Here is a 15,676-nt window from a genome sequence, read left to right as displayed (position 1 = left end):
CGATAGATGGATCAATAAAAACAATTTTCCCAGATTGATCCGGCCGACGATACTAGACCCTTTCGGCGTCCGCTGGCCTGGCGTATCCGCCGGCGACACCCTCAAGGCGGGAGCACCATGCGGCAGGAACCTCTGGATCTGATCATTGAAGGCGGCTGGGTCATCGACGGCCTGGGCGGCCCACGTCGGCGCGCCGACGTGGGCGTGGCGGGCGAGCGCATCGCCGCCATCGGCGACCTGTCGGGCAGGACTGCCACGCGCCGGGTGGACGCGCGCGGCAAGATCGTGGCCCCCGGCTTCATCGATGTGCATGGCCACGACGACCTGATGTTCGTGGAGCGGCCCGGCCTGGAATGGAAGACCACCCAGGGCATCACCTCGGTGGTGGTGGGCAATTGCGGCGTGAGCGGCGCCCCGGCGCCCTTGCCGGGCAATACGGCCGCGGCGCTGGCCCTGTTGGGGGAGACGCCGCTGTTCGCCGACATGCAGGCCTATTTCGGCGAGTTGCGCGCGCAGCAACCCATGATCAATGTGGCGGCCCTGGTGGGGCACGCCAACCTGCGACTGGCCGCCATGCGCGACCCGGCGGCCCAGCCTACGGCCGAAGAACAGGACAGCATGCAGCGCATGCTGGACGAAGCCCTGGCCGCGGGCGCGGTGGGCTTCAGCACGGGCCTGGCCTACCAGCCTGGCGGCGCGGCGCGTCCCGCTGAACTGGAGGGGCTTGCGCGGGTGGCGGCGGCGCGCGGCGCCATGCATACCAGCCATATCCGCAACGAAGGCGACGAGGTCGAGGCGGCCGTCGACGAGGTGCTCTCGGTTGGTCGTAACACGGGTTGCGCCACCGTGCTGTCGCACCACAAATGCATGATGCCGCAGAACTGGGGCAAGAGCCGCGCCACGCTGGCCAACATCGACCGCGCGCGTGGCGAGGGCGTCGAGGTGGCGCTGGACATCTACCCGTACCCCGGCAGCTCCACCATCCTGATTCCAGAGCGCGCCGAGACCATCGAGGACATACGCATCACCTGGTCCACGCCCCATCCCGAATGCGGCGGCCAGTTTCTCAGCGACATTGCGGCGCGCTGGGGCTGCGACAAGACCACCGCGGCGCAGCGGCTGTGTCCCGCGGGCGCGATCTACTTCGCCATGGACGAGGCCGAGGTCCAGCGCATCTTCCAGCACGAATGCTGCATGGTGGGCTCGGACGGCCTGCCCAACGACGCGCATCCGCATCCCCGGCTGTGGGGCAGCTTTACGCGCGTGCTGGGCCGCTACGTGCGCGAGGCCGAGCTGATGACGCTGGAGACCGCGGTCGCCAAGATGACTTCCCTGCCGGCCCGCGTGTTCGGCCTGGCCGGGCGCGGCCAGCTGAGCGAGGGCGCCTGGGCCGACATCGTTGTGTTCGACGCCGACACGGTCGAGGACCGCGCCACCTGGGAGGCGCCGACGCTGGCTTCCGCGGGCGTGGAGCACGTGCTGGTCAACGGCCAGCAGGTCTTCCCGGCCGAAGCCGGCATGGCCCGCCCCGGGATGGCCCGCCCCGGCAAGATCCTGCGCCGTGAAGCAATGGCGCAAGCCGCCGCCGGCGCGGCCACATAAGAATTCCAACCATCCGTACAGGAGACATACCCATGATGCGCAAGACTTGCGTAGCCCTGGCGCTGGCCGCCATGCTGCCCGCCGCCCACGCGGCTTTTCCCGACCATCCCATCACGCTGATCGTGCCGTTCCCGGCGGGCGGCCCGACCGATATCGTGGGCCGGCTTGCGGCCGCCAAGGCGGGCGAGATCCTGGGCCAGCAGATCGTCGTGGAGAACCGCACGGGCGCGTCCGGCACCATAGGCATGACCGCCACCGCACGGGCCAAGCCGGACGGCTACACCGTGGGCCTGGCCACCGTCAGCACGCACGGCACCGCGCCGCACCTGTTCCCCAAGCTGGCTTACGATCCGGTGAAGGATTTCACGCCCGTCAGCAACCTGGTCACCAGCCCCAACATCCTCAGCGTGAATCCGCAGTTTCCAGCCAAGACGCTGGCCGAGTTCGTCGAGCACGTGCGCGCCAATCCCAACAAGGACGGCTATGCCAATGCCGGCGCGGGCGGCGTGAACGACCTGGGCATGATCTGGTTCCTGCAGATCATCGGCGGCAAGATGAACAGCATTTCCTATCGCGGTTCGGCGCCAGCGCTGACCGATACGGTGGGCGGCGTGGTGCCGGTGATCTTCGACAATTTCCCGTCGTCGCTGCCCTATCTGAAGAGCAATCACCTGCGCGCCCTGGCCATCACCGGCGCCCAGCGCAACCCGCGTCTGCCGGACGTGCCGACGTTCGCGGAGCAGGGTTACAAGGATTACGACGTGACGGCCTGGTACGGCGTGGTGGGACCTGCCGGCATGCCTGACGACGTGCGCGACAAGCTGGCCGACGCCTTCGCCCGCGCCGTGCGCGATCCGGCGACCGCGGCCAAGATGGAAGAGACGGGCGCGTTCCCGCTGGGCAATACTCCGGCCGAATTCGGCCAGCAGATCCGCGCCGAGCGCGACCGCTGGAAGACCGTGATCGAGAAGGCCGATATCAAGCTGCAGTAAACACAGCTCAGTACACGTCGCGGCGGTAGCGGCCGTCGCGCTGCATGGCCTGCAGGCGCGCGGCGCCCAGTATGTCCTGCAGGGCGGCGTCCACGCCGCCGGCCATGCCTTGCAGGCTGCCGCAGACGTAGATCGCGGCGCCGGCATCGGCCCAGGCGCGCACGGCCTGGGCCTCATCGCGCAGATGGTGCTGCACGTAGCGGCGGTCGGCCTGATCGCGCGAGAACACCGCGTCCACGCGTTCCAGCGTGCCGTCGGCGCGCCACGCGTCGATCTCTTCCCGGCAGAACCAGTCATGCGCCGCATTGCGTTCGCCGAACACCAGCCAGTTGCGACGGCGGCCCGCGGCGCGGCGCGCCTTGATCAGCGCGCGCAGGCCGGCCAGGCCGGTGCCGTTGCCCACCAGCAGCAGCGGACGGTCGTCGGCAGGGGCGTGGAAATTGCGGTTGACGCGCACGCGCAGGTCGATCGCGTCGCCGGGCTGGGCGATGTAGGTGAGCCAGCCGCTGCCCAGGCCCAGCGCGCCATCGGCGCCGCGCATCTGGCGCACCAGCAACTGGATCGAACCGTCTTCCGGCAGCGATGCGATCGAGTATTCGCGATGCGCGAGCAAGGGGCCGCCGGCTTCGCGCCGCGGGCCGATCTCGGCGATGTCGCCGGCCTGCCAGCCGCGCACGCCATCGGCTGGCGGCGTCAGCGTCAGCAGGTAGCAGGGGCCGCCCTGGCTATGTGGATTGAGCTGCTCGCGCGCGGCCAGGCGCCAGGATTCGTACACCGGCGCCTGCCAGTCGGGCAGGTCGCTGCGTCCGGCCAGCAGGCCCAGGTGGTGTTGCCAATGGCGCAGGGCGGCGGGGTCGCCGTTGTCGACTTCCACCAGGTCGAACAGCGGCGTCGCGCCCTGCGCGTGCAGCCAGTCGTCCAGGCGATGGCCGAAGCCGCAGAACTGGGCGTATTCGCTGTCGCCCAGTGCCAGCACCGCGTAATGCGCGCCGGCCAGCGCCGGGACCGTCTGCTGCATCTGTTCGGCGAAGGCCGCGGCGGCGTCGGGCGGATCGCCTTCGCCATAGGTGCTGACCACGAACAGCATGCGGCGATACGCCGCAAGACGCTTGGCATCCAGCTGTTCCAGCGAGGCCACGCGCACGGCGAGGCCGCCCGCGCGCAGGGATTCGGCGGTCTGCGCCGCCAGCGATTCGGCATAGCCGGTCTGCGTGGCATAGGCGATCAGCAAGGTGTCTTCAGGGACGGGCGCCTGCAGGGCTTGCAAGGCCTGCTCCTGCTGCGCCTGATGGCGCTTGGCGCGGCGGCGGGCCCAGACGCACAGAAGCAGCCAGGCGCCCACCACGCATGCTGCCGCGATCAACCGGGTTGCTGGCATGTCGTCAGGCTATGGCGGCAAGCGCCTGGAATGCGGGCGTGGCGACGACGCGCCAGGCGTCGCGCTCGCGCAGGATGAACAAGGCCGCCAGATCGTGGCGGCGCGCATAGGCCAGGCCCTCGTCTTCGCCCAGCACGGTCAGGGCGGTGGCGAGCGCGTCGGCCTGCATGCATCCGGAATGCAGCACGGTGACCGAGGCCAGATTGTTGCGCACCGGCAGTCCGGTGCGCGGATCGATGGTGTGGGCGTAGCGCTCGTCGCCGTTGCCCGCGTGGCGGCGGTAATCGCCCGAGGTGGCGATGCTGCGGTCGGATAGCGGCAGGGCCAGCGCATGGTCGTCGCTCGCGTCCGGCACTTCGATCGCGACGCGCCAGGGCTGGCCGTCGGGCCGTTTGCCGCGCGCGCGCAATTCGCCGCCCACTTCGACCAGGTATTGGGTGATGCCCAGGGCATCGAGCGCCATCGCGGCGCGGTCCACGCCGTAACCCTTGGCGATGGAGGAAAGATCCAGATAGGCGCCGCCCGGCTGCAGCGCGGCGTGGCGTTCGGTGTCGAGCCGCACGCGGCGCCAGCCGCAGCGCGCGCGCGCCGCCTCGATGGCGGCAGGCGCGGGCGGCTCGAAGGCGCGCTGGTGCGGTCCGAATCCCCAGGCGTTCACCAGCGGTCCTACCGTGGGGTCATACGCGCCGCCAGTGTCCCCGGCCAGCGCCAGCGCGTGGCTCAGCACATGGAAGAATTCCGCCGGCAATTCCTGCCAGCCGGCCGCGGCCTGGTTGTAGCGCGTGATGTCGGAATCCGCTTCCCAGGTGCTCATCTGGGCGACCACTTCGTCCAGTGCCGCCTGGATGGCATGGCGCGCCGCGGCTTCCGTGCGTCCGGCCGGCAGCGCCATGCGCGCCGACCAGGTGGTTCCCATGGTGGCGCCGGCCAACGCCGCGGGCGCCGCCGGCATTGCCGGCATGGCGCCATAGGCGACGCGCACGGCAGCGGCCGGCGCGCCGCGCTGGGCGTAGGAAGGAGAGTTGGCCATGCGCCTGCGGCGGCTTAGGGCTGCAGCACTTCGACCGTGCCCGCGTAGGACAGGCGGCGCTTCTTGGCTTGCGGCACGCTGACCTTGGCGTCTTCCATGCCGGCCTCGATCCAGTACAGGCCGGGCTGCGGCCACTTCACGGAGAACTTGCCGTCCTTGTCCGTCTTCAGCTGGATTTCGCCGACCTTGTCGCGATAGCGGCTGCCGCCGGGCACCACGTTGACTTCCAGTTCGGCGGCGGGCTTGCCGTCCAGCAGCATCTGGAAGGTGGCGGGCTCGTCGGTGAACAGGTCGTTCGGGTGGGTCACGGGCGCCAGTTCCAGGCCGCGGCCGACCGGCTTGACGGCCGAAGGCTTGCCGGCGGTCACGAAGGTTTCGACGCGGCCCAGGCTTTGCGAGACTTCCAGTTCATCGGCCTTGGCCGGAACGGCCTGCGCTAGGCCTTCGGGCTTGCCGAAGTAGCGCTTGTTCTTGCCGTCTTCCTTCCAGCGCGCGAACACGCCGTCGTTGACCACGGCCACGCGGTAGGTACCGGCCTGCTTCAGTTGCAGGTCGAAGGTGCTGCGCAGCTTGCCCTTGTTGATGTTCTCGGCTTCGGCGGCGCTGCCGTCCGGGGCAGTCACGGCCAGGCCGTCCAGGCGCAGCGGGGCGTGGTTGAAATAGAACTTGTCGTTGCCGACGGCGGCGTCGACGGTGACCCAGCTGTCGGTGCCCGACAGCACCGTCGAGGACGGCACCATCCAGACGTCATGCGCCTGGGAGGCGAAGGGCAGGCACAGCGCCAGGGCGGCGGCCAGTTTGGCGGCGGATTTCATCGTTGCGCTCCTAGGGGATCTCAAGGTTTCAGGTCGAGCGCGATGGCGCCCAGTTCGTGTTCGCCGCGCGCGGTCAATTGCTCGGCTTTTTGCGGCGGCCATTGGAAGGGAATGCGCAGCAGCTCGCGGCCGCCGACTTCGCGTGCGGCTTCGACCACCACGGCGTACTGGCCGGGCTTCAGGCCCGACAGCGGCTTGCTGGCCGCGTCAAAGCTCAGCGCATGCTTGCCCACGGGCTTGGTCGCGCCGCTGACGCCGTCCACCGGGAACTGCTGGTTGCGGCCGCTGCGGCGCCACCATTGGCGCATGTCCTTGAGCCATTCCGTGCCTTCGTTGTTCTTCTTGGCCACGTCGTACCAGACGGCCAGGTCGGTCGCGACGCTCTGATCCGGGTTTTCGATCCAGATCGCGACGTAGGGGCGGTGGTACTCCGCCACGTCCAGGCGCGGGATCTCGATGGACAGGCCGATGTCGGCCGCTTGGGCCGTTCGGGCGATCAGGCCGGCCAGCAGGGCCGACAGCAACAGCTTGCGCATGGAAATCTCCAGGGGCGGATCGTTGGAATCAATGTATGAAAAGCAGGGCCAGCACCACCGGGATCACCACGCCCAGGCCGACCATGGGCCAGGTCGCGCTGCGGTTGCCGGCGTGCATCTTGAGCAGCACCAGTCCGGTCAGCGAAAAGACCAGACAGGCGACGGCGAAGATGTCCAGGAACCAGCTCCAGGCCAGGCCGGTGTTGCGCCCCTTGTGCAGGTCGTTCAGGTACGAGATCCAGCCGCGGTCGGTGCGTTCGTATTCCACGTCGCCGCTGGCCAGGTCGATGGACAGCCAGGCGTCGCCGCCGGCGCGCGGCAGCGACAGGTAGACCTCGTCGGCCGACCACTCGGCCGGTTTGCCGGCGGCGGAGGCATCCAGCGTCTGGTCCAGCCATTGCGCGACGGGCGCGGGCAGCGGCGCCTTTTTTTGGGCTGGCGGGGGGGACAGTTGCTGCAGCACGGCGTCCGGCATGCGGGCCTCGCGGCTGGTCACGACCGCCCGGGACTCGATATGCGAGGCATTGTTCAGGGTCAGGCCCGTCACCGCGAACAACAGCATGCCCAGCAGGCACAGCGCCGAGCTGATCCAATGCCATTGGTGCAGCGTCTTGAGCCAATAGGCCCGGCGGCGGGGAGTGGGTTGACTGTCCATGGGGTATAGGGTGAAAGCCCGCGGATTCTAACATTTAATGAGAATGACTCTTATAAATGCCTCCGTGGTCCGCCCAAGGAAATTTCAATTGGTTTCGGGGCAAGCGTCGGCAGAAAAGGGCGCGTCGTGGCGCCTGCCTGCCAGCGGCGATAAGATAGGCCACCCGTTACAAACACCGGAGGTCGTCATGCTTGAACAGCAAGTCGTGGATCAGATCGGTCGTCATTGGGGTTGGGTGGCGTTGCGCGGCGTCGTCGCCATCCTGTTCGGGCTCATGGCCTTGCTCATGCCTGCCATCACCTTGTCCGCGCTGGTGCTGGTGTGGGGCGCTTTCGCGCTGGTGGACGGCGTGCTGGCCCTGGTCGCCGGCGTGCGCATCCGCGACAACGGCAAACCCTTGTGGGCGCTCATCATCGTGGGCCTGCTGGGGATCGCGGCCGGCATCGTCACCTTCCTCTATCCAGGCCTGACCGCGCTCGTCCTGCTCTACATCATTGCGATCTGGGCGCTGGTGTCCGGCATATTCCAGGTTGTCGCAGCCATCCGTTTCCGCAAGGACATCCGCAACGAGTGGTTGCTCGGCCTCTCGGGCCTGGTGTCCATCCTGTTCGGCGGCATGCTGATCATGCAGCCGGGCGCGGGCGCGCTGGCGCTGGTCTGGGTCATCGGCGCCTACGCCGTGTTTTTCGGCATACTGCTGCTGGTCTTTTCCTTCCGCCTCAAACAGCACAAGGCGTCCTGAAATCCGATGTCCGCATACCAAACCCTGATTCCCCTGAATTTCCTGGCCGTGGGCCTGGGCGCCATGTTCGGCGCCTGGACCCGCTGGCTGGTCAGCATGTGGCTCAACGTGGAGTCCTGGCCCTGGGGCACCTTCGCGGTGAACCTGGCCGGCGGGTACCTGGTCGGATTGGTCCTGGCGCTGGTGGCCGGGCATCCCGAATGGCCGGCCTGGGTGCGGTTGGGCGCGATCACGGGTTTCATGGGAGGCTTGACCACGTTCTCGACCTTTTCGGCCGAGACGGTGGCGATGCTGGAGCGCGGCGCCTACGCCAGCGCGCTGGGCTATGCCGGGTTCAGCCTGATCGGGTCGCTGCTGCTGACGGCGGCCGGGCTGGCCACTGCCAGCCTGCTGCGCTAAGGCCTGCGGGCGGCGTTCAGGCTGCTGCCGGATTCAGCACGCGGGCGGCCTGCAGGCCGCTGCGCACCGCGCCTTCGAGCACGCCAGGGTAGCCCGTGTCGGTCCAGTCGCCGGCCAGCGCCAGCGTGGGCCAGGGCGTGGAATTCAATGGCCGGGTCAGGCCCGGCACCGCCGCGAAGGTGGCGCGTTTCTCGATGAACAGTTCCGCGGCCGTCACTTCCGGCATGGCCGGCAGGCGCGCGGGATGGCGCGCCGCCTGTTCGGCCACCTGGTCGATCAGCGCTTCGATGACCTGCCGGCGGTTGCGTTCCGCGATGCCGGTGGCCGCGCTGGTCACCACGGCCAGTTCGCCGGCCTTGGTGTCGCCGGCCAGCTGCGCGCGGTCGAACAGCCATTGGCCGTAGTGGTCGCGGGCGGATTCCTCGCGCAGCATCATCATGGGTTCGGGCAGGCGCCAGGGATCCTGCAGCCGCAGGTTCAGCGTGGCGATGGGCATGTACTCGAATGCCTTGAGCGCATCCAGCAGCCCGGTGGCGCCCGCTTCCCGCAGCGGGGCGTCGAGCAGCCGTGCGGCAAAGGCGGGCGGCACCGCCAGCACGGCCGCGTCGAACCGTTCCTGGTTGATGTCGATGCCTTCAGCGGACGGGCGGAGCTGGCGCACGGTGCTGCCGTAGCGCATGGTCACCTGGCGCGCGGCGGCGTCGGGCCAGAGCGCGGACAGGTCGGTGCAGGGCAGCAGCATGTCGCTGTTTTCGCGGCTGCCGGTCAGGCTGTCGCGCAGCACGCGCGCGAACAGCGCGGCGCTGGCCGTGGCGGTTGGCGTGTTCAGCGCGGCCAGGCATAGCGGTTCCCAGACCTGGCGGATCAGCGCATCCGATTGCGCGTGATAGTGCAGCAGGTGCAGGACGGTCCATTCGCGCGGCGGCGTCCAGGACATGGTCTTCAGGCCGCGCATCAGGCGCAGCGTCGCCAGGCGGTCCTTCCAGGCCAGGCCGCGCGCGCGCAGGATCGCCGCCGCCATGTGCAATGGGGCCGGCAGCCGCGGCGCGGCCAGGCGGAAGCGGCCGTCCAGGCTGGCCAGCTGCAGCGGCCGGCGCATCAGCAAGGCGTCCGGGTTGCGGCCGACGCGGCGCATCAGCGCCAGCGTGTGCTTGTAGGCGCCCGACAGCAGGTGCTGGCCGTTGTCCAGCGGCGCGTCGAAATCGGTGTGGAAGACGCGCCGGGCGCGGCCGCCCGGCGTATGGCCGGCTTCGAAGACGGTGACTTTGGCGCCGGCTTCGCGCAGGGCGACGCTGGCTGCCAGGCCAGCCCAGCCAGCGCCGATGACCGCGGCCTTCACCGCGCCAACCGGCGGACCAGTCCGCGTCCGCCGCCCACCCAGGTCTTCCAGGCGAGCCACAGCTTGCGCAAAGGGGTGAGCGAGATGCGCTGATGCAGCACCTGCCAGTTGTCGCGCTCGATCTCGTCGAGCAGCGCGTGGTAGATGGCCGCCATCATCAGGCCCGGGCGCTGCGCGCGGCGGTCCGCCTCGGGCAGGTTGCTCATGGCCTCGCGGTACAGTCCGCGGGCGCGCTCGGCCTGGAACTTCATCAGCGCGCTGAAGCGGTCGGAGTACTCGCCGTTCAGGATGTCCGAGGCCTTGACCTCGAATTGCTGCATGTCGTTGACCGGCAGGTAGATGCGGCCGCGCCGGGCGTCGTCGCCCACGTCGCGGATGATGTTGGTCATCTGGAACGCCAGGCCCAGCTTTTCCGCGTAGACCAGGGTCTTGGGGTCGGAGTAGCCGAAGACGCCGGCCGACAGTTCGCCCACCACGCCGGCGGCGTGCCAGCAGTATTTGCGCAGGCCCGGCCAGTCCAGGTAACGGGTCTGGTCCAGGTCCATTTCCATGCCGTCGATGACGGCCAGCAGGCGTTCGCGCGTGATCGAACAGCTTTGCAGGTGCGGCTGCAGCGCGCGCGTCACCGGGTGGTCCGGATTGCCGTTGTACATCTGGTCGACCTGCGTGCGCCACCAGGCCAGCTTGACGCGGGCCAGCGACGGGTCGGTGCATTCGTCGACCACGTCGTCCACTTCGCGGCAATACGCATACAGCGCCGTGATGGCGCGCCGCCGCTCGGGCGGCAGGAAGAGGAACGAGTAGTAGAAGCTGGAACCGCTCTTGGCGGCTTTCTCCTGGCAATATTCGTCAGGGGTCATATCAGGTAATTGCGCGCCACAACATGATGGCCCAATCTTTGGCGCCCAATTCGGGGCGATTCATGAATACATCGTAGCCGCCCGCCTCGATACGCTCCAGCACGCGCAGCCCGCCTTGCACCACCAGACGCAGCTCCAGGCCCATGCGGCCCGGCAGGCGGCGCGCCAGCGGAGCGCCGAAGTGTAGCAGTGCGCGGGCGCGTTCGACTTCGAAGGCCATCAGGTCGCGCCAGGCGGGCGTCAACCGGCAGGCGGCCAGGTCCTCGTCCGTCACGCCGTGGCGGCGCAGGTCTTCCTGCGGCAGGTAGACGCGCTGCTTGTGCCAGTCCACCCGTACATCCTGCCAGAAATTCACCAGCTGCAGGCCGGTGCAGATGGCGTCGGCCTCGGTCACGTTATGCGGATTGGTGGCTTCGAACAGGTGCAGCATCAGCCTGCCCACAGGGTTGGCGGAGCGGGTGCAGTAGTCCGCCAGCGTGGCGTAGTCTTCGTAGCGCTTGACGCTGATGTCCTGTTCGAAGGCGGACAAAAGGTCGTAGAACGGCGTGATGGGCAACTGGTGGCGCGCGATGGTGGCCGCGAGCGGCACGAAGATGCCGGCCAGTTCGGGCGAGCCGGGTTCGGGCGTGGCGCCTGGTTCGGCGCCGATGCGGTGCAGCTCGGCGCGGAACGCGGCCAGCTGGCTCAGCCGTTCCGCGTCGGTGGCGCTGCCTTCGTCGGCGATATCGTCCGCTGCGCGGGCGAAACGGTAGATATCGGTCACGGCGCCGCGCAGCCTGCGCGGCAGCAGCAGCGAGGCGACGGGAAAGTTCTCGTAGTGATCGATGGGCATATTTGGAATTGCGGATCTGGCCTGGGGGCCTGGACCGATCCATTTTAGAGTAGTCGCATTCCGGCGGCACGGCGCCATGCCGTGCGGGACGCGGATCAGTTAGACTTAAGCGCCACAGGATCCCACACCATGCCGCGTCCCATATCCGCCACCGTCTCCGTTTCCGCGCTTGCGCACAATCTTGCGGCCGTGCGCCGCCACCTGGACCAGACGGCCGCCGCGGCTTCCGGCCTGCCGCCCTCGATCTGGGCAGTGATCAAGGCCAATGCCTATGGACACGGCATCGAGCAGGCCGTGGCCGGCTTCTCCAAGGCCCAAGGCCTGGCGATGCTGGACCTGGACGAAGCGGTGCGCTGCCGCGAGGCGGGCTGGGGCGGCCCCATCCTGCTGCTGGAAGGCTTTTTCGAACCCTCCGACCTGGACATCGTCGACCGCTACCACCTGAGCACCACGGTGCACAACCGCGAGCAACTGGACATGCTGGCCCGCGCGCGCTTCTCGCGCCGCGTCGACATCATGCTCAAACTGAACAGCGGCATGAACCGCCTGGGCTTCAGCCCCGCCGCCTACGCCGCGGCGCATGAGCGCGCCATGCTGCTGCAACAGCAGGGCGTGCTGGGCTCGGTGGGCAAGATGACCCATTTCGCCTGCGCCGACGGCCCCCAGGGCGTGAACGAGCAACTGGCGGTATTCAATTCGGTGACGCATAAGATGCCGGGCGCCATCAGCGTCTGCAATTCGGCTGCCACGCTGCGCTTCGCGGAGATCGCGGTTGCCTCGGAAACCCAGGCGCACTGGGTGCGCCCGGGCATCTGCCTGTACGGCGCGTCGCCGTTCGCGGACGCCGAAGCATCTTCCTTCGGTCTGAAACCGGCCATGTCGCTGCGATCGGAAATCATTGCCGTGCAGGATTTGAAAGCCGGCGATTCGGTGGGCTATGGCGCCATCTTCCGCGCCGACCGCTCCATGCGCATCGGCATCGTGGCCTGCGGCTATGCCGACGGCTATCCGCGTCACGCCACCACCGGCACGCCGGTGGTGGTGGCCGGCATCCGCACCCAATTGGTGGGCCGTGTTTCCATGGACATGCTGATCGTCGATCTGGGGCCCGTCCCCGCCGCCGGCGTCGGCTCCCCCGTGTCGCTCTGGGGCGAGGAAGGCCCCTCCGTGGACGAGGTGGCCCTGGCCGCCGGGACCATCGGCTACGAGCTGCTGTGCGCCCTGGCGCCGCGCGTTCCGGTCACCCGGGACGTCTGAAAAGGGCCGGTCCCTTGCGGCCGGGCAGGCTGTCCGGCAGGCAAGAATTGCTACGCAATTTACAAGACAGGTGGCGCCGGATGGTGTCTACTTGGAAGACCGGGCGCCCAAGCGCCCGTTTTTTACCAAGAAAACAGAAGCGAGGTTTCAACCCATGAAGGACAAATGCGTGCTCGTCACGGGCGCCACCAAAGGCATAGGCTGGGCGCTTACTCAGCGGCTGTCCGACATGGGCTGTCATGTGGTGGGCATCGCGCGCAACACCACCGACGTGGACTTCCCGGGCTACCTCTATGCCTGTGACCTGGCGGACGCCGGCCGCACCGAAGAGGTGCTGCGCGAGATCCGCGAGAAATTCCCGGTCGACGCCGTGGTCAACAACGTCGGTATCGTCTCGCCCCAGCCGCTGGGCGAGATCGATCTGGCCACGCTGTACAACGTGCTCGACCTGAACGTGCGGGTGGCGGTGCAAGTCACCCAGGCCTTCATCGAATCCATGAAGGTGCGCCGCGCAGGGCGCATCGTCAACGTGGTCAGCCGCGCCATCCACGGCGGCCTGGAGCGCACCGCCTATTCGGCCGCCAAGAGCGCGCTGGTCGGCTGCACGCGCACCTGGGCGCTGGAACTGGCCGAATACGGCGTCACCGCCAACGCGGTGGCCCCCGGCCCGATCGAAACCGAGATGTTCCGCGCCACGCGGCCTGCCGGCAGCGACGCCGAAAAGCGCGCGCTGGCCTCCGTGCCCATGAAGCGTTTGGGCACGCCCGCCGAAGTGGCGGCCGCGATTGCCTTCCTGCTGTCGGACGATGCCGGCTTCATCACCGGGCAGGTGCTGGGCGTGGATGGCGGCGGCAGCCTGGGCGGCCGTTCCTGACGTTTTCAGGCTTGTTTTCAGCCTTTCACTGCGCTGCGGAACGCCGCGCCCAGGGCCGTCAGCGCATCGCGCGCGCGGCCATCCCTGACCCTGGTGTGCAGTAAGACCGGCAGTTGCGGCAGGGCAGGCAGTCCCAGCCTCGGGCCCGCGTCGACCGCGCCGAAGGGCAACATGCGCGGAGACAGCGCCGCAACGCCGAGTCCCGCCATCACGGCGGACGCGACCGCCATTACGCCGCCGCCCACAAAAACTTCCGTCCACGGTATGCCCGATTCGTCGAGCAGTTGTTCGGCGATGGCGCGCACGCCGCAAGGTTGCGCCATGGTGGCCAGGGGCAGCGGTTCGCCTGCCCGGTGCTGCCAGTCGGGCGCCGCGTACCAACCGAATTTTTCCTTGGTCAGGACCTGGCCGTCGTCGCGTCCCGCATGCAGGCGCACGATCACCGTATCGAGTTCGCGCCGGTCGTAGCTCTGGAGCAAATCGCCGGATGAGGCAATCCGGATTTCGATCAGCAACTGGGGATCCGCCGCGTTCATGCGCGCGATCAGCGCCGGCAGTTCCGGTCCCGCCACGTGTTCGCTGATGCCGACGGCAAGGCGCTGCCTGTCCTCGGCAGCCGCGGACAGTGCACGGTCATGCGCCGCCAGCAGTTCGCGCGCCTGTCCAAGAAAGGCGGCGCCCCTGGCCGAAAGCTCCACATACCGCGGCGTGCGTTCGATCAGGCGGAAACCGAGCCGGTCCTCGAGCCGCTTGAGTTTCAGGCTGATGGCGGCCTGCGTCGTCTGTAGGACTTCGGCGGCGCGCGTGAAGCTGCCCAGTTCGGCAATGCGGACAAAGGCCCTGACCGCGGCGATATCCAGTGGGCGTTCAGTCATTTCAGATGCTTATCATTGAAATATAGAGCCATAGCTTATCAGAATGGCTAACATGGAACGGCACAACAACGGAGAACCACCATGCCGCTAGTCCATGTCTCATTGCGCGCTGGCAAGCCGCAAGCCTATCGCCAGGCCATCTTCGACAACATCTATCTGGCCATGCGCGAAACGTTCAATGTTCCCGAAGACGACCAATTCATGACCATGACCGAGCATGAGGCGTCGAACTTCCGCTATAGCCCGACCTACATGGACGTGGCGCGCAGCGACGACCTCGTCTACATCCAGATCACGGCGAACAACACGCGCAGCCTGGAACAGAAGAAGGCGCTGTTCCAGCGGATCGCGCAGCGCCTGGGCGAAGATCCCGGCCTGCGGCCCGAGGACGTGTTCGTGAACCTGGTGGAGGTGGCGAAAGAGAACTGGTCTTTCGGTTACGGTCTCGCGCAATACGCCTGAGACCGGGAGGCGGCTGCGGCGCTACGCGCCCAGCGCGCCAGCTTCCACCCGCAGCGCGTCCAGAAAGCGCTGCAGCGCCGGCGCCGCTTCAACCTGCGCGCGCTGCACCACGCCTACCGGCGGCAGGTTCCAGTCGGGGCGGAATCTCAGGATGGCCAGCACGCCCAGCGCGGCATAGTGCTGCGCCACCGCGCGCGGCATGGCCGAAAGCAGGTCGCTGCTGCGCAACAGCACCTCGTTGGCCAGCAGCGATACCGATTCGGCCATGGGCGCGCGCAGCGTCAGTCCCTGTTCGGCGAAGTAGGAGTCGATGCGCTGGCGCAGTGGCGCCTGGGGCGGCGGCAGGATCCAGTCCTGCCGCGCCAGCGCAGCGGCGGTGATGCGGGTGGACTTGGCCAGCGGATGGCCGACGCGCGCCACCACGCAGATGGGCTCTTCGTACAGGACCTCGGTACGGAACACGGGCTGTGTCGCGTCCAGCATCAGGCGGCCCAGTACGCAATCGAGTTCGCCGCGCGCCAGGCCGGCCAGCAGCGCGTCGTGCGCGCCTTCCTGCAGCATGACGGTGACGCCGGCATGGTCGGCGCGCAGGCGCTGCAGGGCGCGCGGCACCAGCACGGGCAGGGCCACCTGCTGCACGCCGACGCGGATGCGGCCGCTGGCGCCGGCGGCCAGCGCGGCGATCTCGTTGCGCGCGCCGGACAGGTCGGACCAGAGCACATCCGCCTTGCGCGCCAGCGCATGGCCGAAGCCCGTGGGCACGATGCCGCGGCGCGTGCGCTGGAACAGCGGCACGCCGAACATGTCTTCCAGTTCCAGCAGCTGCTTGCTGGCCGCGGGCTGCGTCATGCCGAGCTCGGCCGCGGCCTTGTGCACGCTGCCCAGGGCATAGAGGGCGCGCAGCAGGTCCAGGTGGCGCATGCGCAGGCGTCCGCCAATGTGGTGCAGTTCGGGAATGCGGGGCGTGGCAGGCATTTTTTGCAATTCCTGTTGGTTATCACAGCATTCTAATAATTGATTAGATTGTA

Annotated in this window: 17 protein-coding genes; 7 read left to right on the top strand and 10 right to left on the bottom strand. The window is 68.2% G+C overall.

What is annotated here, in order from left to right; translation table 11 throughout:
* Positions 1-117 precede the first annotated feature (117 nt).
* Positions 118-1,602: an amidohydrolase family protein gene (locus IB268_RS24430; RefSeq protein WP_175164169.1), complete on the top strand. Its 1,485-nt coding sequence runs from the start codon at positions 118-120 to the stop codon at positions 1,600-1,602.
* Between the two features lie 32 nt (positions 1,603-1,634).
* Complete coding sequence (locus tag IB268_RS24425; protein WP_054452466.1) at positions 1,635-2,594, top strand: tripartite tricarboxylate transporter substrate binding protein BugE; 960 nt, start codon at positions 1,635-1,637, stop codon at positions 2,592-2,594.
* Positions 2,595-2,601: 7 nt separating this feature from the next.
* Here IB268_RS24425 and IB268_RS24420 read toward each other — a convergent pair whose 3' ends face one another.
* From IB268_RS24420 to IB268_RS24400, 5 genes are read right to left on the bottom strand one after another with little or no spacing between them, the layout of a single operon-like run.
* Positions 2,602-3,972, bottom strand: a complete 1,371-nt coding sequence (locus IB268_RS24420) for a sulfite reductase subunit alpha (protein WP_054452463.1) — start codon at positions 3,970-3,972, stop codon at positions 2,602-2,604.
* A 4-nt stretch (positions 3,973-3,976) separates the two neighbouring features.
* A complete protein-coding gene (locus IB268_RS24415) occupies positions 3,977-5,002 on the bottom strand; it encodes an FAD:protein FMN transferase (protein WP_082400854.1) in 1,026 nt (341 codons plus the stop codon).
* Positions 5,003-5,016: 14 nt separating this feature from the next.
* Positions 5,017-5,817 carry a DUF4198 domain-containing protein gene (locus tag IB268_RS24410; RefSeq protein WP_054452460.1) on the bottom strand — a complete coding sequence of 267 codons (801 nt, stop codon included), beginning with the start codon at positions 5,815-5,817 and terminating at the stop codon, positions 5,017-5,019.
* Between the two features lie 20 nt (positions 5,818-5,837).
* Positions 5,838-6,353, bottom strand: coding sequence for a DUF2271 domain-containing protein (locus IB268_RS24405; protein ID WP_088158886.1), 516 nt, complete (start codon positions 6,351-6,353; stop codon positions 5,838-5,840).
* Between the two features lie 28 nt (positions 6,354-6,381).
* On the bottom strand, positions 6,382-7,008 hold the full coding sequence (locus IB268_RS24400; protein WP_054452454.1) for a PepSY-associated TM helix domain-containing protein: 627 nt from the start codon (positions 7,006-7,008) through the stop codon (positions 6,382-6,384).
* A gap of 187 nt (positions 7,009-7,195) precedes the next feature.
* Between IB268_RS24400 and IB268_RS24395 the strand changes: the two genes are divergently transcribed.
* Positions 7,196-7,750 (top strand): HdeD family acid-resistance protein, encoded by a 555-nt coding sequence (locus IB268_RS24395; protein ID WP_054452451.1) that lies wholly within the window; start codon positions 7,196-7,198, stop codon positions 7,748-7,750.
* Between the two features lie 6 nt (positions 7,751-7,756).
* On the top strand, positions 7,757-8,149 hold the full coding sequence (crcB, locus tag IB268_RS24390; protein WP_054452448.1) for a fluoride efflux transporter CrcB: 393 nt from the start codon (positions 7,757-7,759) through the stop codon (positions 8,147-8,149).
* Between the two features lie 16 nt (positions 8,150-8,165).
* Here crcB and hpnE read toward each other — a convergent pair whose 3' ends face one another.
* Genes hpnE through hpnC form a run of 3 tightly spaced genes read right to left on the bottom strand, consistent with a single transcriptional unit; the run spans position 8,166 to position 11,180 of the window.
* Positions 8,166-9,488: a hydroxysqualene dehydroxylase HpnE gene (gene hpnE / locus IB268_RS24385; protein WP_054452446.1), complete on the bottom strand. Its 1,323-nt coding sequence runs from the start codon at positions 9,486-9,488 to the stop codon at positions 8,166-8,168.
* Positions 9,485-10,348 carry a presqualene diphosphate synthase HpnD gene (gene hpnD / locus IB268_RS24380; protein ID WP_054452444.1) on the bottom strand — a complete coding sequence of 288 codons (864 nt, stop codon included), beginning with the start codon at positions 10,346-10,348 and terminating at the stop codon, positions 9,485-9,487. Before hpnD ends, hpnE begins: the two co-directional genes overlap by 4 nt.
* A gap of 1 nt (position 10,349) precedes the next feature.
* Positions 10,350-11,180, bottom strand: coding sequence for a squalene synthase HpnC (gene hpnC, locus IB268_RS24375; protein ID WP_054452442.1), 831 nt, complete (start codon positions 11,178-11,180; stop codon positions 10,350-10,352).
* A 129-nt stretch (positions 11,181-11,309) separates the two neighbouring features.
* On the opposite strand from hpnC, the gene alr reads away from it, so the two are divergent.
* Positions 11,310-12,437 (top strand): alanine racemase, encoded by a 1,128-nt coding sequence (gene alr / locus IB268_RS24370; protein ID WP_054452440.1) that lies wholly within the window; start codon positions 11,310-11,312, stop codon positions 12,435-12,437.
* Between the two features lie 154 nt (positions 12,438-12,591).
* Entirely contained in the window at positions 12,592-13,311 is a 720-nt protein-coding gene (locus tag IB268_RS24365) for an SDR family oxidoreductase (RefSeq protein ID WP_042794220.1), read from the top strand.
* Positions 13,312-13,328: 17 nt separating this feature from the next.
* On the opposite strand, the gene IB268_RS24360 is transcribed toward IB268_RS24365, so the two are convergent.
* The gene (locus IB268_RS24360; RefSeq protein ID WP_192354923.1) at positions 13,329-14,186 is read right to left on the bottom strand and encodes a LysR substrate-binding domain-containing protein; all 858 of its coding nucleotides are present in this window, start codon (positions 14,184-14,186) and stop codon (positions 13,329-13,331) included.
* Positions 14,187-14,267: 81 nt separating this feature from the next.
* On the opposite strand from IB268_RS24360, the gene IB268_RS24355 reads away from it, so the two are divergent.
* Positions 14,268-14,648, top strand: coding sequence for a tautomerase family protein (locus IB268_RS24355; RefSeq protein ID WP_054452436.1), 381 nt, complete (start codon positions 14,268-14,270; stop codon positions 14,646-14,648).
* 21 nt (positions 14,649-14,669) lie between these two features.
* Here the strand turns inward: IB268_RS24355 and IB268_RS24350 are convergent, their stop codons facing one another.
* A complete protein-coding gene (locus IB268_RS24350) occupies positions 14,670-15,623 on the bottom strand; it encodes a LysR substrate-binding domain-containing protein (RefSeq protein ID WP_054452434.1) in 954 nt (317 codons plus the stop codon).
* Positions 15,624-15,676 lie beyond the last annotated feature (53 nt).

Origin of the sequence: Achromobacter sp. ACM01, assembly GCF_014851745.1 — a bacterium.
Taxonomy (GTDB): Bacteria; Pseudomonadota; Gammaproteobacteria; order Burkholderiales; family Burkholderiaceae_B; genus Achromobacter; species Achromobacter aegrifaciens.
This window is presented reverse-complemented; position numbering and strand designations above follow the sequence as displayed.

What these genes read in the sequence shown, in the direction of transcription:
- IB268_RS24430 (WP_175164169.1), top strand. Translation starts at nt 118, where the DNA reads ATGCGGCAGGAACCTCTGGATCTGATCATTGAAGGCGGCTGGGTCATC.
- IB268_RS24425 (WP_054452466.1), top strand. Translation starts at nt 1,635, where the DNA reads ATGATGCGCAAGACTTGCGTAGCCCTGGCGCTGGCCGCCATGCTGCCC.
- IB268_RS24420 (WP_054452463.1), bottom strand. Translation starts at nt 3,972, where the DNA reads ATGCCAGCAACCCGGTTGATCGCGGCAGCATGCGTGGTGGGCGCCTGG.
- IB268_RS24415 (WP_082400854.1), bottom strand. Translation starts at nt 5,002, where the DNA reads ATGGCCAACTCTCCTTCCTACGCCCAGCGCGGCGCGCCGGCCGCTGCC.
- IB268_RS24410 (WP_054452460.1), bottom strand. Translation starts at nt 5,817, where the DNA reads ATGAAATCCGCCGCCAAACTGGCCGCCGCCCTGGCGCTGTGCCTGCCC.
- IB268_RS24405 (WP_088158886.1), bottom strand. Translation starts at nt 6,353, where the DNA reads ATGCGCAAGCTGTTGCTGTCGGCCCTGCTGGCCGGCCTGATCGCCCGA.
- IB268_RS24400 (WP_054452454.1), bottom strand. Translation starts at nt 7,008, where the DNA reads ATGGACAGTCAACCCACTCCCCGCCGCCGGGCCTATTGGCTCAAGACG.
- IB268_RS24395 (WP_054452451.1), top strand. Translation starts at nt 7,196, where the DNA reads ATGCTTGAACAGCAAGTCGTGGATCAGATCGGTCGTCATTGGGGTTGG.
- crcB (WP_054452448.1), top strand. Translation starts at nt 7,757, where the DNA reads ATGTCCGCATACCAAACCCTGATTCCCCTGAATTTCCTGGCCGTGGGC.
- hpnD (WP_054452444.1), bottom strand. Translation starts at nt 10,348, where the DNA reads ATGACCCCTGACGAATATTGCCAGGAGAAAGCCGCCAAGAGCGGTTCC.
- hpnC (WP_054452442.1), bottom strand. Translation starts at nt 11,180, where the DNA reads ATGCCCATCGATCACTACGAGAACTTTCCCGTCGCCTCGCTGCTGCTG.
- alr (WP_054452440.1), top strand. Translation starts at nt 11,310, where the DNA reads ATGCCGCGTCCCATATCCGCCACCGTCTCCGTTTCCGCGCTTGCGCAC.
- IB268_RS24365 (WP_042794220.1), top strand. Translation starts at nt 12,592, where the DNA reads ATGAAGGACAAATGCGTGCTCGTCACGGGCGCCACCAAAGGCATAGGC.
- IB268_RS24360 (WP_192354923.1), bottom strand. Translation starts at nt 14,186, where the DNA reads ATGACTGAACGCCCACTGGATATCGCCGCGGTCAGGGCCTTTGTCCGC.
- IB268_RS24355 (WP_054452436.1), top strand. Translation starts at nt 14,268, where the DNA reads ATGCCGCTAGTCCATGTCTCATTGCGCGCTGGCAAGCCGCAAGCCTAT.
- IB268_RS24350 (WP_054452434.1), bottom strand. Translation starts at nt 15,623, where the DNA reads ATGCCTGCCACGCCCCGCATTCCCGAACTGCACCACATTGGCGGACGC.